Source organism: [Borrelia] turdi (genome assembly GCF_030439285.2).
In the GTDB taxonomy this organism is placed as follows: domain Bacteria; phylum Spirochaetota; class Spirochaetia; order Borreliales; family Borreliaceae; genus Borreliella; species Borreliella turdi.
Window position 1 is genome coordinate 661,923 of sequence record NZ_CP124018.1, and the last position, 25,249, is coordinate 687,171.

The 25,249-nt window shown below is 26.4% G+C and carries 17 protein-coding genes; 5 read left to right on the forward strand and 12 right to left on the reverse strand.

What is annotated here, in order from left to right; genetic code table 11:
• Positions 1-13: 13 nt before the first annotated feature.
• Genes recD through QIA31_RS03735 form a run of 4 tightly spaced genes read right to left on the reverse strand, consistent with a single transcriptional unit; the run spans position 14 to position 10,043 of the window.
• Positions 14-1,846, reverse strand: a complete 1,833-nt coding sequence (gene recD, locus QIA31_RS03720) for an exodeoxyribonuclease V subunit alpha (RefSeq protein ID WP_301394298.1) — start codon at positions 1,844-1,846, stop codon at positions 14-16.
• Complete coding sequence (gene recB, locus QIA31_RS03725) at positions 1,843-5,349, reverse strand: exodeoxyribonuclease V subunit beta (protein WP_301394299.1); 3,507 nt, start codon at positions 5,347-5,349, stop codon at positions 1,843-1,845. The genes recD and recB overlap by 4 nt, the downstream gene beginning before the upstream one ends.
• Positions 5,350-5,354: 5 nt before the next feature.
• Positions 5,355-8,594 (reverse strand): PD-(D/E)XK nuclease family protein, encoded by a 3,240-nt coding sequence (locus QIA31_RS03730; protein WP_301394300.1) that lies wholly within the window; start codon positions 8,592-8,594, stop codon positions 5,355-5,357.
• 3 nt (positions 8,595-8,597) lie between these two features.
• Entirely contained in the window at positions 8,598-10,043 is a 1,446-nt protein-coding gene (locus QIA31_RS03735; RefSeq protein WP_301394301.1) for a nicotinate phosphoribosyltransferase, read from the reverse strand.
• 145 nt (positions 10,044-10,188) lie between these two features.
• Here QIA31_RS03735 and zwf point away from each other — a divergent pair, with 145 nt between their 5' ends.
• From zwf to QIA31_RS03750, 3 genes are all read left to right on the forward strand, one after another.
• Complete coding sequence (gene zwf, locus QIA31_RS03740; RefSeq protein WP_301394302.1) at positions 10,189-11,625, forward strand: glucose-6-phosphate dehydrogenase; 1,437 nt, start codon at positions 10,189-10,191, stop codon at positions 11,623-11,625.
• 253 nt (positions 11,626-11,878) lie between these two features.
• On the forward strand, positions 11,879-13,222 hold the full coding sequence (locus tag QIA31_RS03745; RefSeq protein ID WP_301394303.1) for a Na+/H+ antiporter NhaC family protein: 1,344 nt from the start codon (positions 11,879-11,881) through the stop codon (positions 13,220-13,222).
• Between the two features lie 99 nt (positions 13,223-13,321).
• Positions 13,322-14,677: a Na+/H+ antiporter NhaC family protein gene (locus QIA31_RS03750; RefSeq protein WP_301394304.1), complete on the forward strand. Its 1,356-nt coding sequence runs from the start codon at positions 13,322-13,324 to the stop codon at positions 14,675-14,677.
• 46 nt (positions 14,678-14,723) lie between these two features.
• Here QIA31_RS03750 and QIA31_RS03755 read toward each other — a convergent pair whose 3' ends face one another.
• From QIA31_RS03755 to ylqF, 5 genes are all read right to left on the reverse strand, one after another.
• Positions 14,724-15,770: an ABC transporter substrate-binding protein gene (locus tag QIA31_RS03755; protein ID WP_301394305.1), complete on the reverse strand. Its 1,047-nt coding sequence runs from the start codon at positions 15,768-15,770 to the stop codon at positions 14,724-14,726.
• A 19-nt stretch (positions 15,771-15,789) separates the two neighbouring features.
• On the reverse strand, positions 15,790-16,581 hold the full coding sequence (locus QIA31_RS03760) for an ABC transporter permease (RefSeq protein ID WP_301385787.1): 792 nt from the start codon (positions 16,579-16,581) through the stop codon (positions 15,790-15,792).
• Between the two features lie 3 nt (positions 16,582-16,584).
• On the reverse strand, positions 16,585-17,388 hold the full coding sequence (locus tag QIA31_RS03765) for an ABC transporter permease (RefSeq protein ID WP_301385788.1): 804 nt from the start codon (positions 17,386-17,388) through the stop codon (positions 16,585-16,587).
• 5 nt (positions 17,389-17,393) lie between these two features.
• A complete protein-coding gene (locus QIA31_RS03770; protein WP_301385789.1) occupies positions 17,394-18,437 on the reverse strand; it encodes an ABC transporter ATP-binding protein in 1,044 nt (347 codons plus the stop codon).
• A 78-nt stretch (positions 18,438-18,515) separates the two neighbouring features.
• Positions 18,516-19,358 (reverse strand): ribosome biogenesis GTPase YlqF, encoded by an 843-nt coding sequence (ylqF, locus tag QIA31_RS03775; protein WP_301394306.1) that lies wholly within the window; start codon positions 19,356-19,358, stop codon positions 18,516-18,518.
• Positions 19,359-19,524: 166 nt separating this feature from the next.
• Between ylqF and QIA31_RS03780 the strand changes: the two genes are divergently transcribed.
• The gene (locus QIA31_RS03780) at positions 19,525-20,223 is read left to right on the forward strand and encodes an N-acetylmannosamine-6-phosphate 2-epimerase (protein ID WP_301394307.1); all 699 of its coding nucleotides are present in this window, start codon (positions 19,525-19,527) and stop codon (positions 20,221-20,223) included.
• A 46-nt stretch (positions 20,224-20,269) separates the two neighbouring features.
• Positions 20,270-21,814 (forward strand): maltose/glucose-specific PTS transporter subunit IIC, encoded by a 1,545-nt coding sequence (locus QIA31_RS03785; protein WP_301394308.1) that lies wholly within the window; start codon positions 20,270-20,272, stop codon positions 21,812-21,814.
• A 29-nt stretch (positions 21,815-21,843) separates the two neighbouring features.
• Here the strand turns inward: QIA31_RS03785 and QIA31_RS03790 are convergent, their stop codons facing one another.
• The 3 genes from QIA31_RS03790 to QIA31_RS03800 form a co-directional block, all read right to left on the reverse strand.
• Entirely contained in the window at positions 21,844-22,827 is a 984-nt protein-coding gene (locus tag QIA31_RS03790) for an alpha/beta hydrolase (protein ID WP_301394309.1), read from the reverse strand.
• The gene (locus QIA31_RS03795) at positions 22,824-23,348 is read right to left on the reverse strand and encodes a transcriptional repressor (protein ID WP_301394310.1); all 525 of its coding nucleotides are present in this window, start codon (positions 23,346-23,348) and stop codon (positions 22,824-22,826) included. Before QIA31_RS03795 ends, QIA31_RS03790 begins: the two co-directional genes overlap by 4 nt.
• A 98-nt stretch (positions 23,349-23,446) precedes the next feature.
• Positions 23,447-25,135: a histidine kinase gene (locus QIA31_RS03800; RefSeq protein WP_301394311.1), complete on the reverse strand. Its 1,689-nt coding sequence runs from the start codon at positions 25,133-25,135 to the stop codon at positions 23,447-23,449.
• Positions 25,136-25,249 lie beyond the last annotated feature (114 nt).

Sequence of the window (25,249 nt, forward strand, 5' to 3'; positions counted from 1 at the left end):
AGTGGTTTTTAATTTATTTGTCAATTTCTTTAAATGAGTTTAAGTGTTCTAGTATTTTTGAATCTCTTTTGCTAGATTTTTTGCTCAGTTTAAGAATAGTCTCTTTGTTAGAAATTATTTCTAAACTATCTTTAGCTCTTGTTATTGCAGTATACATAAGTTCTTTTGTCAAAAAGGGGTTATTTTCTAATATTACCTTTATATGCTTGTATTCAGATCCTTGACTTTTGTGTATTGTTGTGGCAAAGCTGAATTCATAATTTGTTAGTAAATCTAAATTTATTTTTTTATATTTTTCATTTTTTCTTTGGAATAAAGCATAAAATTTAGAATTTTCATTAAAAATGATACCCCGTTCTCCATTAAATAATTTGTTTTTATAGTCAGTTTTAGTTATCATTATTATTTGACCAATAAGATTTCCATAGGTTTTTTTTAGGTAATTTTTTATTATTTCATTTAATTTTTTAGTTCCAAATTTTCCAAAATTTTTTGAACTTAAAATTATATTTTCAAGTAAAGTTTCAAGTATTTTTTCAATTTTTGATTCTTGTAGTAATTTAAGATTAAAAGTGGTTATTTTTTTATATAAATTGTTTGTATATTCTATTAGATCTTTTTTTAAGTTTATTTTTTCTATTTCTTTTAATTGAATATTTTTATTGTTATTAATGTATTTACAAATCAAAGCGCTATCTTCTTTGTATATGGCTTTTGATAGCAAGTTTATTTCTTTGTTGCTTCTGAAATTTTCTTTAAGATCCTCTATATTATCATTATTTATTTTTTTGACTCCTAGAATACTTGAATATACATTTCCTTCATTTACTGATGGGAGCTGATTTTTGTCTCCTACCATTATTAATTTAGTAGTTATTGGAGTTGCTTTTAATAGCTTTAAAAAGGTATATGCATCTACCATTGAGGCTTCGTCAATTATTATTACGTCAAAATTTAGTTGATTTTCTTCATCATATAGATTTTTTTTGTTTATAAATTTGATTCCCAATATTTTTTGGATTGTATTGCATTCTATTTCTAAATTTTTGAATGAATAGTCGATACTTGTTTGTAGCCTTAAGCTAGCTTTTCCTGTAGGTGCTGTAATAGCTACTAATCTTTTTTTTTTATTGTTTAATATTTTATTAATTGCCTTTAAGATATAGTTAATAGTTGTAGTTTTGCCTGTTCCAGGGCCTCCGCTTAATAGAAAGAAGTTGCTTTTTAGTGCCTTTCTCACCGATGTAATTTGCTCTTTGTTTAAATTATTAGTGTCCAAATTTGATATTATATTTTGTATTTCGTTGTCATTTAATTCACTTTTATGATTTTCTAATCTTTTTATAATTTGTTTTATTAACTCTTCTTCTTCTCTGTAGTTTTTTTGAGTATAAATGTAGATATTGTTTTCTAGGATTAGGGGAGTTGTAATTTTAAGTTTGTTAAATTCCATTAGTATATTATTTTTCTTTAAAAGGGAGACTATATTATTAATAGTCTCTAGATTTTCAAATATTTCTAGTCTTTTTAGTATTTTTATTAATTTGTTATAGCCTTTATTGCTTTTTTCTAGATTGTCTTTTGCGAATGTTATTGTATTTTGAATATCTTTTGATAATAGATTTATATCAGCTCTTAAGTGACCTTTGTCAAAGTAGTTAAATAAAAATATTAAAAATATTAAAATATTTTCATTGTTTATAGATTTTGTAAGCATTTGTGCTTTATAAAAATTTTTTTTATTGATATTTAAAAGTTCAATTATTTCATAAAGCTTAAGTTCTGGGGTTAAGAATTTTTTGTTTTTATCTTTTAAAAACTCTCTTAGTACTAAAAAATCTCTCATAATTGCATTTTAATACTTAATTCTAAGATAATTTTATCTAAATCTACGTCATTAAATTTTGGAAGATCAAAATAAATGCCATTTTCAAATTTTGATTGCAAGCATTTAATATTGTCTTTAAATGCTCTTGTAAAAAGATATATTATTCCGCCAAATTTTTGATTATATTCTTTTTGGGTTTTAAATAATATTTTTCTTATTCCCAGTGCATATATTTTATATTGAAAATCATAATATTCTTTTTTTATTATATTTTCTAAATTTGTTATATTATAGTCGTCGTTATCTTTTCCAAGATAGTTTGTTTTGTAATCCAGGATATATATTTTATTATTAGCTTTAAATATGAGATCTACTATTCCTTTTAAATATCCATCATTTAGTTTTATGCAAAGATCTTCAAATTGGTTTTCAAAAAGATGTTTTTGTTTTTGAAATTTAGGATTTATTTTGATTAAAAATTCCATTTCTTTTTGTAATTCTTCAATATCACACAAACGGATATTAATTGCTCTTATATTATAAGTTAGTATATTATAAATCATTTTAGTTAGTGAATTTTGTATTTCTATTGTATTGAGATTTGAGTTAATTTTTTGTATTTGGTTTTTAATAATTTCAATGTTATTCTTCTTAAAGTTATCAAATGTATCTTTTGCTGTACTAAAGATTATTTCCTCCATTGCAGCATGCAAAATGTTTCCGCTATCTTTTCCTTTAGGCAGAGTCTCTTCTAATGTAATGTCGTAATCAAGGTCTGTTTCTCTTTCGTAGTCGGTATTTTCAAAATCATAGTTTTCGTAAAATGTTGTGTGATGAGCTTGTGCTGTTAAACTTGAAAAACTAGATGTATGTTCTTTTTTAAACATGTTTTTAGTTATTGATTTTGGTGGAATTAATTTTGTATTAATATTTGCATTGTTCTTTTTTTTATTGAATTTCTTTTGGTTAATAAATTCATATATATTAAAGTCATATTTTATACCATCGATAGTAAAAATTTTTGCCATTTCTAATAATTTGCTAGTTATGCTATTTGTTTTTGTAATGAATAGAGAAGATTTGGCTCTTGTTGCTCCCACATAAAATATATTTTTTTCTTCACTTAGTATTTTTAGTCTTGCATATTTTTTGTTTTCTTCCAATTTAAAAAAATCATATTCAATGTTTCCATCTTTATAAAATTTGTAAAAATGATTTTTTTTTGAAAAATTGCTATTTTCTATTGGAGAGGTATTTATTAAGAATACAATATTCATGCTAAGCCCTTTTGATTTGTGTATTGTCATAAGCTCTATAGATTCATTATCGTTGTTTATATTATTAACCCTTTCTTCTATTTCTTCAGGCTCTTCGTTTATTATTAGATTTTCTAAAGTAGAAATTAGAGACTGTATATTTTGTTCTTTATAATATATTTTAGAGACAATCTCGAGTATTGTTTCATAGGTTTTTAAATTTTCAAGCTTACCTTCTTTAATAAGAAGACCTTTGTAATTTATTTTATTTTTTGCCCATTCAATAATTTTTTGATCTTTGGTGCTATTTGCAATTTTGATCCACAAGTTTTTTTCTAATGTGATTTTGTTAATTGCATTTATTAATGCAATTTCATTTTTTTCAAGCAAAACTATTATATTTTCAATAAATTCTTCTATAAGGTTAATTTTGTCTTGTTTGATTAAAATTCTTTGTAAATTCCATGGGACATTTAATATTGTACTGTTTAGAATATAATTTAAGGTTTTAAAATTTTGTTTTCGGTCTAAACACTTGAGAATATAAAAAATTTCGCTAAATTCTTTGGTTTTTAAAAATTTTTCTTGAGTTTTGTTTGTTTGGATTTGTTCTTTTTTTAATGCTTTGTCTATTAAATCGATTTCATTTTTTCCTCTACAAAGTACTTTAATGTCTTGCATTTTAATATTTCTAATCTTGCTGTTCTCAGCAATTTTTCCATATGTAAGTAAATATTTTATTATTAATGCTGTTTTTTGGTAAATGTCTTCTTCGTTTTCGGTATTTGTGGTTATTATATTGATTCCTTCTGTTTCTTGTCCGTTGATGAAAATTTTATTATTGTCATTTTTTGGATTTGGAAGTGAATTGGTAAATTCAATTTTTTCAATTTCATCGACTATTGTATTATTGTATATATTATTAAAAATTTTATTCAAAGGTTCGATAAGTTTTTTACTTGACCTGTGGTTTATTTTTAGTACAATTCTAGCATCTGTATTAATTTTATTTTTTATTTCTTTGTTATAAAAAGAAATGTCTGCTTTTCTAAAGGAATATATTATCTGCTTGGGGTCAGCTATAAATATCAATTTTATTCCTGCTGTTTTTAATATTTTGAATATCTCAATTTGTGTTAAGCTTAAGTCTTGTGCTTCATCAATTAAAATGATTTTATATCGATTTTTTATTGCATTTAGAAGCTTTTTGTCTTCTGATTTTAAGTAATTTTTTAAATTTGAAATTATGTAATTTTGATCTATTGTGTTTGTTGATTTAATAATTTTCTCTAGTTCTTTTTCTATATATTTTAGTATTTTGTATTCAACTTTTAAAATAACATATTGCTTTAAATTATTTCTATTTTTATTTCTATTGTCTTCTGATTTGTATTTTTCATGTTTAATGTTAATCCCCAAACGGATTAAGTCATTTTTAATTTGAAGTTCTTTGGGCGATAATTTAGTATTTTTTTTAGTTTCTTTTTCTATTAGAGTTGAAAAAAATTTATTTTTTAATAATATTTCTGCTATTTTGAATATGTCGGTTTCTTTATAATATTCTATTTCAAGTTTACCAGTTTGAATATGTTTATTATAAAAACTCAATCTTTCATCTGTTGTCATTTTGTCTAATTCTTCTATTATTTTGTTGTAATCTTTGATTAATTCTTCTTTTTTGAGAAGAATGTTTTCAAATGATGTTTGAGTTTTAAGCCAATCTCCTAGTTCTTGAGTTGTGTCTCTTTCGTAAGCTTTTTTTATTTTTAAAACAATTTCTTCAGTTTTTTTAGCAGCAGATTTAAATACTTTAAGTTCATAGTCTTTAATATCAAGATCTTGAATCAAGCTATCTGATTTTCTTAAAAAGCTATAAACTATTTCATCTATTTCTTTTGAAAATTTTTCTTTAGGTTTGTATTTGGAATAATTTTCTATTTCGATTTGAAAATTATTTAAGGCATGTAATGCAAATTTATTAATTGTTGATATAAAGAGTTTTTTTGATTGTTCATAAGCTTCTTTTAAAATTTCATTTGTTTTTGAGCTAAAATAAGCAGTTTCTGTTGCTTTTAGTATTCTTGTGTGCATTTCTTCTGTGGCTTTTTTTGTAAAAGTCAATACCAAGATTTCATTTATAGAATATAGTTTAGTTTTTATTAAATTTATAACTACGTTTTCAAGTATATGAGTTTTACCAGTGCCCGCTGATGCTTCTATTAATATTGTTGCGTTATTTTGAACTTTTTCTATGATTTGGTCCATGAATTTTAGTTTTTTGTCCTTGCAAATTTAATATAAAATTTTTCTATCAATATTAATAAATTTTTGTCTAGCTTGAAATCATGAGTGTCTTTAAATCTATTGTAGTAATCACATAGTGTTATTTCGCTAGTTTTTAAGAATCTCTCATGTGCTTTGCTTGTAAAATAAGCTTTGGAAGGGTTTTTTATTTGCATTTTTATGAAATCCTCAAAACAACTTGAAAAATTGTTTTGATTTGTTTTTGTTAAAATTTTAATTATTAAGCTTTGGTAAATTGGAGTTGGATAGCTTGATATGTATGCAAATTGCATAAGTATATTTTCAATGTCATCAATTATTATTTCTTTGTGGTGATAATAAATAGTTGTTTTTGCAGATAAGTTTTCAAGATCAATTTTTACTTCTGTTAGTGAATTGAAATTTTGTATTTCTTTTTTTATTAGTAGTCCTGTTATATATAAATCTATTTCATTTTTTATTTTATCTTGGATGCTGGAATAGTCTATTTTTACGAAATTTAAATGAAAATAATCGTTTTCGATTTTATATAGATTTTCAATATCTTTTTTTAATTCAAATTCTATATTTTTTTTTTGAAAACTTAGTTTTATTGTTTGACAAAATTTAATTTTGGTTTTTATCATTATTGAAAGGTTTTTTAAGCTTTTAGTAGTATTAAATTTTAATTTATTTATTCTTTTGAAGATAGCATTTACAAGCGTTTTTTGATCTATATTTAAAGGAATAGTTCCTTGCTGTATTTCATATCTAATATGGTTTTTAATAATTTCTATTGTTTTATCCCCATCATCTTTTTTCCCCATTATATATTCATGCAGTAGTGTTGAATTTTTTATAAGTCTGTAAATAATCTCAATAACACTGAAAATTTGTTCTTCTTGTTTTTCTTTGATTTCATTTTCTAATCTTATGTCTTGTATTTTCACGTTTAAAGTCTTTTCATAAAAATGTTTGTAAGGATTAGAAAGGGCAGTTTTTAGTTCATATAAATTTAGCTTAATTGGACTTTCTAGTTGAATTTTATTTTGCTTAAACCTAATTGGTTTGGAATTTTGTAGTATTTTTGCAATATTAAAGGCTTCTAAATCATAGTTTATCAAATAATTTTCTTTTACATCTTTAAAATATGCTAGGTCATGGTTTTCATTTGGATGCTTTTCTATTTGAAAATTTTTTTCATATTTTTGTATGTGATCAAGAATTTTGTTTATTGTTTTTGATATATTAATTTCTAGGTTCAGATTGTCTTGTAATGAGTAGTAAAGGTAAAATTTTTCTGATGTTGCAAAAATTAAATTAAAAAGAGCCGAGATTGCTTCTTTTTCAGTGTTCTCGTATTCGTAGTATTCATTTAATAAATTCATATTATCATAACTTATCTTAGAGTTGAATTTATGAAATCCTAAAAAATGAATTTCTTTTTTTTGAAGATATTCTATTTCTTTAAAATTTGCAATCAATATTCCATTTTTTTTATACATTACCCCATATTTTTCTTTTTCAAGGCTTTCTTCAAGCATAATTTTAAAAAGATAAAATTCAATTTTGATTTCATTAATTTCTTTTAAATAGTTTTTGTGAAGATTGTCATTAAAATCTTTGGGGAAATTTTTAAAGGATTTTATTTTATTTTTTAAATATTCATCAGTTGTATTAAATTCTTCAAGATCAATATATTTTTGAATAAAAATTTCTATTATTTCTGCCCATTCATATACTTTATATGCTTTATTTTTAAAATAGTTTATATCTTCATACAAGCTTTTTACTATTGTTATAAGTTTTATTATTGATTCTTGATCTTGAAACCTTATGCTTTCTTTTTGAATTTCTTCTTCGTATTTTTCATCGAATATTTCAGACATTAAAAATCGATTAAATCCGTCTTCCCATGAGTTTAAAAAGTTTTGATCATATTTTAAATTTTCTTTGTGGGTGTTGTTTACACCAAAACTAATGTTCATTGCATCGCTAAATTCTATTAAATAGTTTAATTCAGATGCTGATATATTAAATTTTTTCATTACTTTGTTGTTACTTAGTAGGTTGAATACTTCTTTTCTGCTGAAATCGCTAATTGTTTCGTTTTTTGATATAAAAAGATCCATTAGCCTTTTTAAGGCTAATATACTCTCTCCTATTGATAGATTGTTATAAGATAGAACGCTGTATTCAATTTCATATTTATTTAGGCATTCTTCTATATATGGCAAATATTCATTAAATTTTTCTTGTAAACAAGTTATTGCTATTTCGCTTAATTTTAGGTTATTTTTTTGCATTGAGTGTACTATTTGATTTACCAAAATTTCTGCTTCACGTTTTTGATTTTTAGCTTCTATTATTTTAAAGCTATCGTCTAATTTTGAAATTGGGGTTTCTGCTATGATGTTATTTTTAATGCTTGTTAAAAAATTTTTACCTTTAAACAACTCAATATCTTCTTTTTCTATAGCTTGATATTGAATTGGGTTAATCTTTGTTTTTGTTAACAATAATTCTTTAATAAGAGTAGATTTATAGTTGAACAAATCTTTAAAAATTAACACATGCACTTCAAAATCAAAAATTTTTTCTAAAGAGTTGAGAATTTTTTTCTCAATTTCTCTATTATTGCCAATAAATATTATTTTTTTAATTTCAATTTTTATATTTTTTGTTGGTTTTTCCTGAATTATTTTTTTATGTAAGTTTAAAATATTTTTTTGCTTTTCAAATAGTTTTTTAAATAGTTCTTTTTGCATATTCTCGTAGGGTTTTAAATTCTCTTCTTGAAATAAAAATCCATTGTCTTGCCAGGTTTCGATTAATTTTGAAAATTTTGAGTAATAATGGTGGAATAAATCTATTATTTTTGATGCAAAAAAGTATCTATTCTTTGTTGATTTGAAATCTTTTATGTATTTGAGTTTCTCAGTTTTCAATATGTTATATAAAATGAATTTTTCTGTTTCCAAATAAAATGAAAAAGTGTTTTTTTCTATATATTTTTTTATATTGGGATTTTTTAAAGAAATTTCATATATGCTTTTTATAGCATTTTTTTTAATATTTAAATTGTAAGAAATTCCATTTAGCCTTGCTATAGTTTTTTTAATTTCTTCTTTTAAAAGATCATTTTTTACTATAATTAGTGTTTCTTTTTTAAAGATATTGTCGTTTTGGGTCAATTCTTTGATTTTATTATAAATTTTACTTACTTTGTTAGTTTTATATATATTCACAGATTAATTACTTTTATTATCTTTTATGAGTTTGTTTTTTAACTTTCTTAAGTTTTTACTAATACTCACTTTATATATGTGAGGGTTAATGATTCTTCTGTAAGTATGTTCAAGCTTGCTTAAGTCAAGCTTGGTTTTATTTCTAATATTGCTTAAGCTAGGTTCATAGCCTTTGTGAAATTTTCCATTTTCTAAGACAGTGTGAATCAAAAATTCAAAATCGTCATATTGTTTAATGACTTTGAAAACGTTGTCTTGTATTGGATGAAAAATGGCAAACTCTTTTCTTGAGGTTAGATGATCTTTGATTTTATCTTTTTCTTCTTTTAAAAATAGGAAATCAAAGATCATCTGACCATTTAAATAGATTCTTGCAACTTCTTTTTGGGCAGGTAATGTCGATTTTTCTGTGTTATTTGATATTTTTATTTTTGGTATAAATTTTCCATTTTTTTCTATAGAAATCATTTTATATACTCCTGAAAGATTTGGATCTCCTTTTGCTGTAACTAAATTTGTTCCAACGCCCCAAATATCAATTGGAGCATTTATTGAATTTAAGTACATAATAATATTTTCGTCAAGTTCATTAGATGCGATAATTTTTACGTGATTTAATCCATTTTGATTTAATTCTTTTCTTGCTGCCTTACTTAGATACTCAAGATCCCCACTGTCAATTCTTATTGAAAAATTATTTTTTTCCTCTTGTTTTAACTCCTTAAATATTTTAATGGCATTTTTTAATCCGCTGTTAAGCGTGTCGTAAGTATCAATTAGTAAGCTCACTTTGTTTGGGTATGTTTTTGCATATTCTCTGAATGCTTGTTCTTCGCTTTCAAAACTCATTACCCAACTATGAGCCATTGTTCCTGTAACGGGTATATTGTACTTATATCCAGCAAGCATATTGCTGGTAAAGTCTGCTCCCCCTATGTAGGCAGCCTTGCTGGCAGATAGAGCTCCATTTATTCCTTGAGCTCTTCTTAATCCAAGTTCTGCTAAAATTTTTGCACCAGATTCTTTTATTCTGGCGGTTTTTGTTGCTATTAAACTTTCAAAGTTTATTATATTTAAAACTAGTCCTTCGATTAATAGTAATTCTATTAGACGCCCTTCAATCACAGCTACTGGTACATAGGGGAAAACCAGGCGACCTTCTTCTATTGAGCTTATTTTTATGTTTAGTTTGAATTCTTTGAGAAAGTTTAAAAACTGCTCATCTAATATATTTAAGCTTTTTAAATATATTAGTTCGTTTTTATTAAAACGAATATTTTTTAATTCATTAATTAATGTATGGATTCCAGCCAAAACAATATACCCATTTTTAAATGGGGTTTTTCTAAAAAATACTTCAAATTTTGCTTTAGGATTAATACCTTTTGTAAAATAAGCATTCATCATTGAAATTTCATAAAAATCTGTAAATAGTGATAGATTTTTCATTCTCCTTATTATATACTAGTTTTGTTTGTAAAAAAATGATATTTAATTTGAGCTTAATTTTGCTTAATTTTTATTTGTTAGTATTTATGAATATATATATTTTGCAATATATAATAAATAAATTGACCAGATTGGACTAAAGTCTATGAAAGAAAAAAGTGCTTCTAATTTTGATATTGTAATTTTTGGAGTTACTGGGAATTTGTCTAGAAAAAAACTTATTCCTTCCCTTTTTAATTTGTTTAAAAATAAATGTATTAGTAATTTTAGAGTTATTGGTTTTTCTCGTAAAATTTTTACAGATAAAGAGTTTAGATTATATATTAAAGATTCTTTATGGCAGGAAGAGACTGATTCTTTGATTGAAATTTTTTTAAATTTCTTTATTTATGTATCTGGTGATTTTAATGAAAAGGAGTCTTATAAGAAATTATTTAAATTTTTAGATAAAAGACGAGAGACAATATATTATCTTTCGACGTCTCCTACATTTTATGAACGAATAATTGATCATTTGAAAAAGTATTTTTTAAGTGAAAGATTGACTTTGTCAAAAATAGTTCTTGAAAAGCCTTTTGGTTCTAGCCTTGAGACGGCAAAAAAATTAAATAGTTTACTTTATTCTGCTTTTAGAGAAGATCAAATTTATAGAATAGATCATTATTTAGGTAAAGAGACAGTTCAAAATATTTTTACATTTAGATTTGGAAATTCTATTTTTGAAAATATTTGGAACAATCGTTATGTAGATTTTGTTCAGATTACAGTGGCAGAAGAATTAGGTCTTGATGGAAGAGCTGAATATTACGATTCTGTTGGAGCTTTGAAGGATATGGTTCAAAATCATATTTTACAATTGCTAAGTCTTGTTGCAATGGAATCTCCTATTAAATTTGATTCTGAGTTTATTCATGACGAGAAAGTAAAAGTTTTAAAAAGTTTGAGAAAAATTAGCAAAAAGGATATTAAAAATTGTATTATTAAGGGGCAATATATAGGTTCACAAGTTCAAGGGGTTTTTAAAAAAGGCTATAAAGATGAAACAGAATCTTTGGGAAATTCAAGTACTGAAACTTATTTGGCTATGAAAGTGTTTATTAATAATTGGCGTTGGTCTGGTGTTCCTTTTTATCTTAGAACTGGTAAGGGTCTTGCTAGGAAATTTTCAGAAATATATATTCAATTTAAAAAACCAAGCTTTACTCTTTTTAGCAATAGTTCTGTTGATTTTTCTAATGCTTTAATATTTAGGATTCAGCCACGAGATGGAATTGAAATTAAGTTCAATACAAAGAAACCCGGATATAATTATGAAATCCAAACTGCTAATATGGAATTTTCATATCATGGGACATTTAAAAGATTATTCGATGAGGCTTATGAGCGGCTATTGTTAGACGCTTTTTTAGGGGATGGCACTTTGTATGCTACAAGTGATGAGATAGAGAGTTCTTGGGAATTTGTTTCAGATATTGCAAACAAATGGACGGATATTAAAATTTGTAATTATTTTTATGGATCTGAGGGTCCAAAAGAGATAGATTCTATTTTAGAAAAAGATCATTTTTGGCGTAAAATTTAATTTTTATATAGTTTCCTTCTCTATTCATTTTTATGCCTACCTTATTTGTAATTTAAAGTTTTCAGGTTTTTATTTTTTGTGACTTACTAGTAGGTTTTTGATAAATTTTATTTTTTAAATATCTCAAGAGAATTGGTGATTTTTGATATTGAATTGATTTCAAATTTATGCGAGAATTAATAATTTACAGTATCATTAAAAAAATATAAACAATCTTTTTTTAAAAAAAGTACTTATATTTAAAAGGATGTATATGGAAAATATTGAAGTAAGGGGTCAGGCAAATTTTTTTGGGCTTATTCCTTTTTTCGTTTTTATTATTATGTATTTAGGCACAGGAATTTATTTAGGGGCTCTAGGTATAGAAATGGCCTTTTATCAGTTGCCGGCTAGTGTTGCAATGTTTTTTGCTTCTATTGTTTGTTTTTTAGTGTTTAAAGGAAAATTTTCCGATAAAATTCATATATTTATTAAAGGAGCCGCTCAGTACGATATTATGCTAATGTGTCTTATTTTTATGCTTTCTGGGGCTTTCTCTTCTCTTTGTAAAGAAATAGGCTGTGTTGAAGCTGTAGCAAATTTGGGGATTAAATATATTAATCCCAATTGGATTGTTTCTGGTATATTTTTGATAACTTGCTTTCTCTCTTTTGCTGCAGGTACCTCTGTTGGATCTATTGTTGCAATTGCTCCTATTGCTTTTAATATTGCCTTTAAAAGCAATATTAATCCAAATTTAATAGCAGCATCTGTAATGTGTGGGGCTATGTTTGGAGATAATCTTTCTTTAATATCAGATACAACTATTGTTTCTAGTCGAACTCAAGGTAGTAGCATCTTAGATGTTTTTATTAGTAGCAGTTTTTATGCTTTTCCATCTGCTATACTAACTTTTTTTTCTTTTTTCTTTCTTTCTGGAAATTTGTTTAATACTACAAACTTTTTATATGAAAGTTCAATAGATTTAGTGAAAACCGTTCCTTATTTAATAATTATATTTTTTTCTTTGGCTAGAACGAATGTTTTTTTAGTTCTTTTTTTGGGCATTTTTTCGATATGCCTTATTAGTGTTTTGTATAGTGATTTATGTTTTCTAGATGTAATGAAAAACATTAATAAAGGGTTTTTAAATATGGCAGATTTAATTTTTCTCTCAATTTTAACAGGGGGAGTTTCTTTTGCTACTATCCATAATGGAGGCTTTAAATGGTTGCTTATTAAATTTAAATCTTTAATTAGAGGAAAAAGTTCAGCCGAATTTTCTATTGGAGCTTTTGTTTCAATAGTTGACGTTTTTCTTGCTAATAACACAATTGCCATACTTATTTGCGGCAAAGTAGCAAAAAGGATAGCTTTTGAAAATAACATTAGCTTTCAAAGAAGTGCTTCTATTTTAGATATGTTCTCTTGTATTTTTCAAGGCATTATTCCTTATGGTGCTCAAATGATTATTTTAGTAGGCTTTTCAAATGGACTTGTATCGCCAATTAGTGTTTTACCATTTTTAGTTTATTTTGGATTTTTATTATTTTTTGTGATTTTATCTATTTTGGGAATTGATATAAAAAAACTTTTTTTATTTTTTTTAAAAAAATAAAAATTTTAAAAATTTTAAGATTTGACCTGTTTAATTTTTATTTATTTTATTTAGAATAAATTGTTTTAAATTGTATTATATGATTTGGGAGGTTTGAAATTGGAAAGAAAACCCGATATAGTTCCAAATTTTTGGGGACTTACGCCTTTTTTTATTTTTATAGGGGTTTATATTGGCACAGGACTTGTTCTTTATTTTAATGATGTAGAAAGGGCATTTTATCAAATGCCCCCCATATTTGCTATGTTTATTGCTATTGTTTTAACATTTATTGTTTTTAAGGGATCTTTTTTATCAAAAATGAATAAATTTATTGAAGGGTGCGCTCAACAAGATGTTATTTTTATATCTTTAATATTTATGTTGTCTGGTGCTTTCTCTGCTGTTTGCAAAGAAATAGGAAGTGTTGAGGCTGTAGTAAATATTGGTCTTAAGTATGTTCCATTGAATTTGTTAGTATGTGGTATTTTTTTAATTACCCTTTTTTTATCTTTTTCTACTGGAAGTTTTATGGGGACTGTTGTTGCCGTTGCTCCTATTGCTTTGGAACTTGCAGATAAGGTAAACATTTCTCTTCCATTGGTTGCAGGAGCTATTCTTAGTGCCGGAGCATTTGGAGACAATATGTCTTTAATATCAGATACCCCTATTATTGCAAGTAATACTCAAAAGGTTAATATTATAGATGTTTTCAAAAATGGAGCTTTTTATACGTTCCCAGCAGCAATTTTAGCAAGCATTGTTTTTGCGTTTTTAGGCTCTTCTTATGGCAAGACTGATGGTTATATTATTGAGCCCGGTGAGATAAATTTTTTTAAAATTGCTCCATATATTTTTGTTATGGTTGTTGCAATTTCGGGCTTTGATGTATTTTTGGCCTTGTTTTTAGGTATTGTTGTTGCTGGTATTATTGGAATTTATTACTCAGATATTACTTTCTTATTGCTGGCTAAAAAAATCAATGAAGGATTTTTAGGCTTAGGGGAAATGTTTATTCTTGTTGTTTTTACGGGAGGAGCTTCTTATATGGCAATTAAGTATGGCGGGTTTGATTGGTTACTGTTAAAATTGCAAAAAATGTCAAAGTCTAAAAGAACCTCAGAATTTGTAATTGTGTTTTTAGTTGGCATTTTGACCGCGTTTCTTGCAAACAATGGACTTGCTATTTTGATGAGCGGTTCTGTTGTAAGATCAATAGCTAAAGAGAATAATTTAAACTCAAGGCGTATTGCAGCTTTACTTTGTATGTCTTCCTGCTTTTTTTTAAGTATTTTGCCTTATAGTATGCATGTTATAGCTCTTATAGATTTTACAAAAGGTAAGCTTTCTCCTTTTGACATTTTTCCATTTTTAATTTATCAAGGGTTTTTGTTCTTATTGATTATTTTGTCTATAATTGGACTTGATATAAGATTAGTATTTAGATCCTTTTTAAGGAACAGCCAAAAATCTTAAAAGCTTCCATTTTAAAAGCTTTTAAGATTTTTTTGTATTTAAATATTTAAGAAGATATATTTAAATATATTTCAAGCATCTCCTCTTTTATTTTTTTAGGTATTTTTTTAAAAATTTCAAATTTGGAAAAATCTTTTGGTAAAAATTTTTCTTCTAAATACAATTTCATTTCAGGATTATTTTTTGCTTCTTCTTCGATTCTTTTTATTACATTTTTATTTGGAGAGTTATATCTAGTTTCTTTGAAATTTTTATAAGATGGTTCATTGTCGTATAGAAAGTTTATAAATTTATAAGCTAGGTTTTTATTTGGAGCATCAATAGGAATTACAAATACATCTATCCATAAATTGGTGTTTTCTGGCGCATAAAAATCTAGATTTTTATCTTTTAGCATAGCGTTTTGTGCTTCACCACTCCATGTAAGTTGAATAGATGCTTCTCCATTTAGCATTAATGATTTTGCAGGCACATCTGAGAAATATCCTATTAATAGTGGATTTTGGATTTTTAAAAGTTTGCCGGCTTCTTTGATTTTATCTATATCATGTTCATTTATTGAGTATCCAAGTTTTTTAAGGGCAACTCCAATATTGTCTTTAGGAGAATCTAGCATTGTAATTTCTTTTTTATATTTCTTATTAAAGAGTATGTCAAAACCTCTCATGTCATTTAAATCTATTTTGGTTTTATTGTAAAGTATGCCCATTAATCCCCAGTAGGCTGGCACTGAATAAAGATTGCCAGGATCATGTTCTAGGTTTGTAAGATATTGAGAAATATTTTTTGTTACATTCGGCAATTTTGAGTAATCTAATTTTTCAATTTTGCTTTCATCTATTAATTCTTGGATTAAATATTCTGATGGAACTATTATATCGTAGTAGTTTTTTGTGTTGTTAAATTTAGCCATCATTTCTTCATTGTTATGAAAGGTTTCATAATTAATTTTTATATTATTTTCTTTTTCAAATTGATCTAATAAAGTATTGTCAATATATTCTGCCCAATTAAATACGTTTAAAGTTATTGCGTCTTTTTTGGTGCACGCAAAAGTTGTAAGAATTGTTATTAACATAAAAATTTTTTTCATAAGTTCTCCTTTTTTTATTTTAAATCTCAGCATCTGTTGTTAATTTTTTAATTCCTATAAATTTATTAATAATAAATAAAAGGCTCAATATTGCAAAAAACAATATAGCAGAAATAGCATTTATTACAGGTTTGATGCCTCTTTTTGTTAGTGAGTTTATTAAAATAGCTAAATTATTAAATCCTTGTCCAGTGGTGAAAAATGATATCAAAAAATCATCTATTGATAATGTAAAGGCAATAAGAGCCCCGGTTGCTATGTTTCCAACGATTTCTGGATAAATTATATTGAAGAATATCTGAATTTCTGAGGCTCCAAGATCTTTGGCAGCATCAATAATATTGTTGGGAAGAGAATATAATTTGGGTAAAATTATTATTACTACGTATGGTGTTGAAAAAATTATGTGTGATATTAGCATTGTGGAAAATCCCAATTGCATTTTTATCGTAGAATAAAATGTCATTAAGCTTATTCCTGTTACGATGTCTGGATTAATTATTGTTATTTTATTTGCTGATAATAGTATTGTTTTTAATTTTTTGTTTTCTGTTTTGTAGATTGCGTAAGCACCAATAATTCCAATAACAACAGAGGTCAAAGATGAGATTGTAGCTATTAAAATGGTGTTAAATATTGCTGATTTGATTTGACTTGAGGCAAAAATTTCTTTATACCATTTTAGACTAAGTCCTTGCCATATAAATCCACTGTCACCAGAGTTAAAAGAGTAAATTATTAAGATTATTATTGGGAGGTAAATAAAGCTGAGTATTAGAAATAAGAAAATGTTTTTAAAAACCCTAAACATATTTTACTCTCCATCATTTTTTCGCATTAATTTTATTATTATTAAATTAAAAATTAATATTACTAACATTAAAATAAATGAAATTGCAGCTCCAGTATTCCAGTCTTCCATGAAGAGAAACTGTTTGCTTATTAGATTTCCTATTAAAATTTGCTTAGAGCCTCCTAGCAAATCTGAAATGACAAAAACAGTAACTGAAGGAATAAAGACCATAATTATTCCTGTTGCCAGATAAGAGAGCGTTAGGGGTATTTTTATATAAATTAGTATTTGCCATATTCTTGCTCCAAGATCTTGTGCTGCCTCAATGTATTCTGACTTAATTTTTAAAAATCCTGTATATATTGGCAAGATCATGAAAGGCAGAAAATTGTATACCATGCCTATTGTAACAGCCTGTTCGTTGTAAAGAAGATCCAAATTTCCAATTCCAATCTTTTCAAATAAGTTGTTGATAAATCCGTTTTTTCCAAGTATTCTCATCCATGCATAAGTTCTAAGTAATGTATTTATCCACATGGGAAGTATTATCATTATTATTAATTTGTTTTGAGCACTTTTTTTTGATAATGAAATTAGCCAGGCGGCAGGATAGCCTATTAAAATGCAGAAAATTGTTGCTATTGTTGCTAGTTTTAGACTCCTTGAAAAGATACTAAGATAACTTGAATTTAAAAGCCCAATAAAATTATAGATTGTAAATTCATGTTTTTCATTTAAAAATCCCAGCAATAATATTATTAGTAAGGGAAGAATACTAAATGTTAATAGGAATATAGAGTATACAATTAATATTAATTTTTTCACAACCATTATTCCTTATGCATAACATGAATATCGTCAGGCTCTAAGAATATGTCAACTTCTTCTCCAACTTTTGTAAGTCTTGTGCTTTGAACTATCCAAGTTGTTTTTTGAATTTCTAGAGTCATTTCGTAATGAACTCCTTGAAAAATTGCAGATGTTATCGTTCCGCTTAAATGCCCACTTCCTTTTGGAAGTAGCTTTATATCTTCTGGGCGTATTACAAGGTCAACTGCTTCTTCAGCTCTAAATCCTTTGTCAAGGCATTCAAATTCATGCCCTAGTAAACTTACAACTAGCTCCTTTTTGTATGTTCCATCAAAGATATTACTTTCTCCAATAAAATCGGCTACAAATTTTGTTTTAGGCTCATTGTAAATCTCCTCAGGTGTTCCTACTTGCAGGATTATTCCTTCATTCATTACAACAATTCTATCGCTCATTGTCAATGCTTCTTCTTGATCATGAGTAACATATATGAATGTAATTCCAAGTTGGCGTTGTATTTTTTTTAATTCTTTTTGCATTTCTTGTCGCATTTTTAAATCAAGAGCAGAAAGTGGCTCATCTAATAATAGAAGCTTAGGCTCCATTACTATTGCTCTTGCTATTGCAACCCTTTGTTTTTGTCCCCCTGATAGTTCGTTAATATTTCTGTATGCATATTTTGGCATTCCTATTAACGAAAGAGATGTTTTTACTTTTTCTTTTATTGTATCTTTTGGTGTTTTTTTCATTCTAAGTCCAAATGAAATATTGTCAAAAACATTCATATGCGGGAAAAGTGCATAATTTTGAAATACAGTATTAATTTCTCTTTTATTTGGGTTAGTTTTAGATATTTCTTTAGAAAAGAAATAAATTTCTCCATTTTTTTGATTTAAAAAACCACCCAATATTTTTATTAATGTTGTTTTTCCACATCCGGATGGGCCTAATAATGTAATAAACTCATTTTTTTTAATTTTTAAATTTATGTTATCTAAAGTTTTGTTTCCATTGTTATCATAATAATGACTTAGATTTTTAATCTCTAGGATATAGTTATCCAACTAATTCTAACCTCCTTGTGGCTGTATTAATACAGATCAAGATTATACTTAATATTATTATTTATGTAAATGGCTTTTTTAAAAGGTATTATAATTCTTGTCAAGAATTATTTTCCCAAATTTACCTTCTCTGAATTCTTTAATTAATATTTTTGATGCTTTCTCAAGGTCAATCTCATTTTTTTTATGGATTAATTTTCTTGCTTTTGCAAAATTTTGTAGAATATCAAGTGAATTTTTATGATATATTATTTTGTATTTTTTTAGTAAAATGTTTTTATTATTTTGATCCATTATTTCAAGTAAATATAATGCAAGGTCTATATTGTCTACTATTTCATTTTTAATCATATCTAATATTGCAAGTTTTTTTGCAATAGATTGGTCTACTAGATTATGCCATAAAATTCCTGGCATATCAAAAAGATTGATTTCTTCATTTATTTTTACTATTTGTATATTTTTAGTATATCCAGGTTTATTGGCAACTTTGGCACTCTTTTTCCCAGATAGTAGATTTATTATTGAAGATTTTCCAACATTTGGAACTCCAATAATCAAAACTTTTATTTTTTCTTTATAGTTTTTTATTTTTTTAACAACGGTTATTTTTTTAATAATATCAATTATTTGCTTGCGCATTCCTTTTTTGTAAATATTGCTTATTATTACAGTATTGCCAAGATTTTCAAAATATTTTTTCCATTTTATAATTTCAGTTGTTTGAGCAATATCGGATTTGTGTAAAAGAATTATTTTGGTTTGATTTTTAATAATTTTTTCGGTTAATGGGTTTTTACTACTAAATGGAGCTCTCGCGTCAAGTATTTCTAACACAATATTGGTTTTTTGTAAATTATTCTTTATAAGATTTAAGGCTCTTTTCATGTGACCAGGAAACCAGTTAATTTTATTTATCATGCCTAAATTATAGCTTAATCTTTATTGAATAATAAATTATTTTATTTTTGTTTTTAATGTTGTTAACTTAAGTCAAATTTCTTTAAAAGAATTGTTTTTTTTAAAGAAAGAATATAACCTGTAATTTAAGTTTTTATTTTTTTAAAAAATAAATTTCATAGGAGGTTTGGTTATTATTGTAAAAATCAAAAGCGGATTAATAGTATCTTGTCAGGCTCTTGAGGACGAGCCTTTACACAGTAGTTTTATTATGTCCAAGATGGCGTTAGCAGCTAAAATGGGTGGAGCTGTTGGAATAAGAGCTAATGGAGTTAATGACATTAGCCAGATTAAGTTGGAAGTTGATTTGCCAATAATAGGCATTATTAAAAAAAATTATAATAATTGTGATGTTTTTATTACTCCTACTATGAAAGAGATTGATGAGCTTTGTAATGAAGGGGTAGATATAATTGCTCTTGATGCCACTTTTAGGAATAGACCTAATGACGTATTACTCAATGATTTTTTTGAAAAGATTAAAAAAAAATATCCAAATCAGTGCTTGATGGCAGATATTTCTTCTTTAGATGAGGCTATTAATGCCGATAAATTGGGGTTTGATTTTATTGGAACAACTTTGTATGGATATACAAAAAGTACTAATGGTTTGAATATTGCAGACAATGATTTTCATTTTTTAAAGACCTTGATTAATTCTAAATTGAAAGCCACCTTAATAGTGGAAGGAAAAATAGACACCCCTTTAAAGGCTCAAAAATGTTTTAAAATGGGGGTTGATTTAATAGTTGTAGGGGGAGCCATTACAAGGCCTGTTGAGATTACTAAAAAATTTGTAGAGAAAATAAATCAGGTTAAAAGATGATTTTAAGCTTATAAAGTTAATTTATTATTTATTTTAGGAGGTTTTTATGGTAAAGGGTTTTGAACAAGCTCAAAAATTTGGTCGTTCTTTCATGCTTCCCATTGCTATTTTGCCAGCAGCAGGCTTGCTTTTAGGAATTGGAGGTTCTCTTTCTAATCCAGAAACTGTTAAGGCGTATTCTTTTTTAGATATATTTTTCTTGCAGTCAGTTTTCAAAATAATGAGCGCATCAGGTTCTATTATTTTTTCAAATTTGGCGCCAATATTTTCTATTGGGATTGCTGTTGGACTTGCCAAGTCGGATAAAGGTACAGCTGGAATTGCAGCATTTATTGGTTACCTTGTAATGAATGCTACTATTGGAGTTTTAATTGATATGTCAGGCAAAGCAGAGTCTTTCTCTAGCGGTTCTGTGGGTTTGATTCTTGGAATTAAGACTTTAGAAACAGGAGTTTTTGGTGGGATTACAGTTGGTATTTTAACTTATTATCTTCATAATAGGTTTAACAGGGTAGATTTACCCAAGGTTCTTGGATTTTTTTCAGGATCTAGATTTGTGCCAATTGTTGTTTCTTTTTCTAGTATTTTTCTTGCTGTAATTATGTTTATTTTTTGGCCATTTGTACAAAATGGAATTAATAAAGTAGGAGGCCTAGTAGATTCAACCGGGTATATTGGAACGTTTATTTATGGAATTTCTTTAAGAATGCTTGGACCTTTTGGGCTTCATCATATATTTTATTTGCCATTTTGGACAACAGGCCTTGGGGGATCTGTTATTATTGATGGAAAGTTGATTGAAGGGACTCAGAATATTTTCTTTGCAGAACTTGCTGCTCAAGGTACAAATAGATTTTTTATTGGAACTAGTCGTTTTATGAGTGGGCGATTTATTACTATGATGTTTGGTTTACCCGGAGCCGCACTTGCACTATATTACACTGCAAAGCGTGAGGAGCGAACAAAAATTTTTGGTCTTTTAATGTCCTCAGCTCTAACCTCGTTTTTAACGGGTATAACAGAACCCCTTGAATTTTCTTTTCTTTTTGTAGCTCCTATTCTTTATGTTGTTCATGCTACATTTGATGGGGGTGCTTTCATGTTGGCGCACATTCTTCAAATTACAATAGGGCAAACGTTTTCTGGAGGGTTTATTGATTTTCTTCTTTTTGGTATTTTGCAGGGAAATTCAAAAACCAATTGGCTTTTGGTGCCAGCTGTAGGTATTGTTTGGTTTTTCCTTTATTACTTTACTTTTTTATTTTTAATAAATAAGTTTGATTTTAAAACTCCTGGTAGAACGCAAGATTTAAATTCTAAAGATTTTTCAAATTCTAAGAATAGTGAATTTGAAAAAAATTATGCTACTAAAGTTGTTATTGGGCTTGGTGGGGCTTCAAATATTGTTGAACTTGATTGTTGTGCAACCAGGCTAAGGATTACAGTAAGAGATGCTCTTAAAGTTTCTGAAAAAATTTTAAAAAAAACTGGCGCTAAAGGGGTAATTATTAAAGGTAATGGGGTTCAAGTAGTTTACGGACCAGGCGTTAGTGTTCTTAAGAATGAAATAGAAGAATTACTAGATAATTGATTTTTTTAATAAGCAATAGCCTTTAAAGGCTATTGCTTATTAATATTGTTTATGAAATCAACCGCATACTTTGTAAAGTATGATGTGTTTTGGGCGCTTTTGTAGCTTTGGTTTCCAATGGGTACATGTGCATGTGAATTTTCAAGAAGTATAATGGGGATATCTTTTTTTTCACCCCCATAATTTTTTATGAATTCGTTTATTTTTATTGGGTCTACTGTATGATCATTAGGTGTGTGGGTAATTATTAAAGGTGTTTTGATTTCATCGAAATTATATGAATTTAATAATTTAACAAGTCCCATCATCGCAATAATTGCGTCTACATGTTGTATTCTTGAAAAATAGCTTTTTATAGCTATGTGTTCTTTTCGTTTACTCTCTGTTGTTTCGAATTTATGGTAACCGCCTGTTATAATATGTGCAATTTGTCGTCCCCAGGGATAGTAAACTATGCTTGTTCTCTTGTCATAAGGGAATATATTAGGGGAAATTAATACTGCTGAGTTTATTTCATCTGGATAGTTTGCTAAGGCCCAGATGCTGGCAGCACCTCCATTAGAGGTCCCAATTAGTATTAATTTATCACCTATTAGTTTGCCAATTTTGATAGCTTCATCAATGTCTCTCAGCCAATCTTGGATAGTTATTCCCCGAAATGCATTTTTATTGTTAATCCCGTGTCCTTTTAATCTTGTAAAAAAAATATTTGCATTAAGAGCTTTTGCAATATTATTTGGAACCGGATAAATTTCATTTTTTGATGCTCCAAATCCATGAATATAGACTACAGAATATTTTGTTTTTTGTGCTTCTTTATACCAGAGTATTTCTTTTTTTGTATTTTTTTCTAAACTAAATTGTAATTCTTCTTTTAATAGGTAATTATCAATTTCTTCTATGTTTTTAGGAATTGTTTTTTTTGAAAATTCATTTTTAAATTTTATCCTTGGACTAACTAATATTAAAAGCAATAAAAATATAATTATAAAAATGATATTTTTTATATTCATACAGTGATTCCCTTGCTGTCTATGTCATTATTGTTATGGGTACCTTTTTTATAACAATTATTGCAATGTCCTGAGTAAATTATTTCAATAGATTTTGTTTCCCAGTTTTCCCCAAGCTTGTCTTTCAAAATATCTTTAATATCGTCAAGTTGAATAGGATGGACTTGATTGCATTTATTACATTTAAAGTGAGCTATTGTGGAAGCCAAGCTTAGATAAAATTTTGTTTCTTTTTGATCAGTAGTTTTTATATCTCTTAGGATATTTCTTTCTTTTAGAATGTTTAGCGTGTTATATACTGTTGCTTTTGATAGGCTTGGAATTTCTTTTATAAGCTTGTTATAAACTTCTTTTGCTGTAAAGTATTCTTTTGGGTTTGATGCTATGTACAGAATAATTCTGTTTCTAGAATGAGATGCTTTCATTCCCAATTCTGATGTTAAATTTTTCAATAATACAGGATCATTTGTAATGCCAACTTTTTCTAATGTAGAATGGACATCTATTATGTTATCGTTCATATTATTATACCTTTTTGTTTAAATTAAAGATTAAATATTTTTTATGTTCTTCTTAGGATAATTTTATACCTAGTTATTAATATTTTACTACTTATTATTTATTTATTTTCATATTTTTTTATATTGGTATAAAAAATTAAATTTTTTATTTTTGAATTCAGTTTTATTTTGTTGTCAAAATTATTATTTAATGGCAGTATCATTAAATTTAGCGTTTGAGAGTAGTTTATTATATCTTGGATTTTAACTGTGTTATAAGAGCCTCCTATGTTTAAAATTAACCATTTTTTAGAATTTATTTTTTCAATTTTATAATTAATTGTATGAATGATTTGTTTTTCAACATTTAAAAAACTTATAAAAAAATTACTGTTTTTATCATTTCCTTTAGATATCAAAAATTCTGTACCATTAATGTAACCCTTCGGATTGTTTTTAGTTATTATTATTTTTTCATAAGTATCAAGATCGCTGTATTTTGCTGTGATTTTTAAATTAGTGCCTTTTGCAATTTCAAAAACAGGTATTTCAAGGGCTGAATATTCAAGAAGATAATCGGGATTGCACTTTTTCAATGTTTTTTTATCTAGATCGATCTTAGAAGGCCATTTTATTTTAATGGACACAAAGAAGCTAGAGATAGTCTCATCTATAAAAAAATCAATTGTTGATTTTTTAGCAGAGCTAAAAGCTAAATATTGTTTTATTCCTAAAATTTTTTCATTTGAGAAAGAAAATGAGCTTTCAATAGATGCTTCTTTTATTAATTCTTTTTTAGATAAAACCTTGAAATAGGTTCTAGATGTATTTAGAAATTCAGCGTTTTTATCTTTAAATCTTATTTTATTTAATTTTCCGTTTTCGAATTTGATATTGTATTGATCGTGAGATAGTGTGAAATTTCCTTCCATATTGTATTCTAAATTCTTAGGTACAATGGATTCTGAATTTTTTACAATTTTTTCTTGGTGTTTATTTATTAAAAATTCTCTTAAGCTTTTTTCGTTGATTTGATAATCTTTGAGTCTTTTGTTTTGAAAATTTATTATTGGTTCTTGCTCTTTAAGAGAATTGAATTTTGGAATTTCTAGTAGTTCGGTAGTAAGCTTAGATCCTTCCAAATTTTGTATCTTAATGCTGTGCAAGTTATTTTCTAAGGCTTTTAAATGAAGTAAAAAATTTTTTAATTCTTGATTGTCATAAGTTTCTTTGATTTCATAAAAATAAATAAGAGTTTCTAGGTTGTTTTTTGGAGAATTTATCTTTTGGACCTCATATAAATATTGGCAGTTATTTTTATAAAAAATTAAGTAAGTTTTATTATTTTTGCTCTGTCTTATGCCCTCTGTATAATTGAAATTAAGTTTTCTGTAAAGCGCAGTCACTTTTTTTCTAAGCTTTTCTATATTGTATATGTAAAGCATAATAGGCGTATTTTGGAATATGTCTTTGTATCCACTTTTAAATGGATTTTTTAGTGCCCAATACAAATCCAAATGTATTTCATCGTGTAGCATGTATTCATGAGGGCTTCCACTGTAAGTTCCAGGCATATATATATCTTTATTAGTTTTAAATCTTTCAAATAACCATTTATTTAATTCTTCATGTTCTCTTAGAATTTCAAAAAAGTATATTGGGAATGTCCAATGTATTTTGTAAGCTAGCTGCTTGTGTTCAATTAAATATTTTATATTTGATACTATTGATAACAGGTTGTTCTCTGAAAATTTAGTTATTGAAATAATAATAATGTAAGTTTTTGATTTTTTTAGTTTTCTAAACATAAACAATTTGTCTTTATGATATAAAGATTAGTCAACATTTATATTATATAATAAAAATTTGTGCTGGTTTTGTACATTTTATATTTTTTAATATACAAAAGCAATACGCTATAG

Bases quoted from the DNA above. Each gene is read 5' to 3' on its own strand.
- recD (WP_301394298.1), bottom strand. From the start codon at position 1,846: ATGAGAGATTTTTTAGTACTAAGAGAGTTTTTAAAAGATAAAAACAAA.
- recB (WP_301394299.1), bottom strand. From the start codon at position 5,349: ATGGACCAAATCATAGAAAAAGTTCAAAATAACGCAACAATATTAATA.
- QIA31_RS03735 (WP_301394301.1), bottom strand. From the start codon at position 10,043: ATGAAAAATCTATCACTATTTACAGATTTTTATGAAATTTCAATGATG.
- zwf (WP_301394302.1), top strand. From the start codon at position 10,189: ATGAAAGAAAAAAGTGCTTCTAATTTTGATATTGTAATTTTTGGAGTT.
- QIA31_RS03745 (WP_301394303.1), top strand. From the start codon at position 11,879: ATGGAAAATATTGAAGTAAGGGGTCAGGCAAATTTTTTTGGGCTTATT.
- QIA31_RS03755 (WP_301394305.1), bottom strand. From the start codon at position 15,770: ATGAAAAAAATTTTTATGTTAATAACAATTCTTACAACTTTTGCGTGC.
- QIA31_RS03760 (WP_301385787.1), bottom strand. From the start codon at position 16,581: ATGTTTAGGGTTTTTAAAAACATTTTCTTATTTCTAATACTCAGCTTT.
- ylqF (WP_301394306.1), bottom strand. From the start codon at position 19,358: ATGATAAATAAAATTAACTGGTTTCCTGGTCACATGAAAAGAGCCTTA.
- QIA31_RS03785 (WP_301394308.1), top strand. From the start codon at position 20,270: ATGGTAAAGGGTTTTGAACAAGCTCAAAAATTTGGTCGTTCTTTCATG.
- QIA31_RS03790 (WP_301394309.1), bottom strand. From the start codon at position 22,827: ATGAATATAAAAAATATCATTTTTATAATTATATTTTTATTGCTTTTA.
- QIA31_RS03795 (WP_301394310.1), bottom strand. From the start codon at position 23,348: ATGAACGATAACATAATAGATGTCCATTCTACATTAGAAAAAGTTGGC.
- QIA31_RS03800 (WP_301394311.1), bottom strand. From the start codon at position 25,135: ATGTTTAGAAAACTAAAAAAATCAAAAACTTACATTATTATTATTTCA.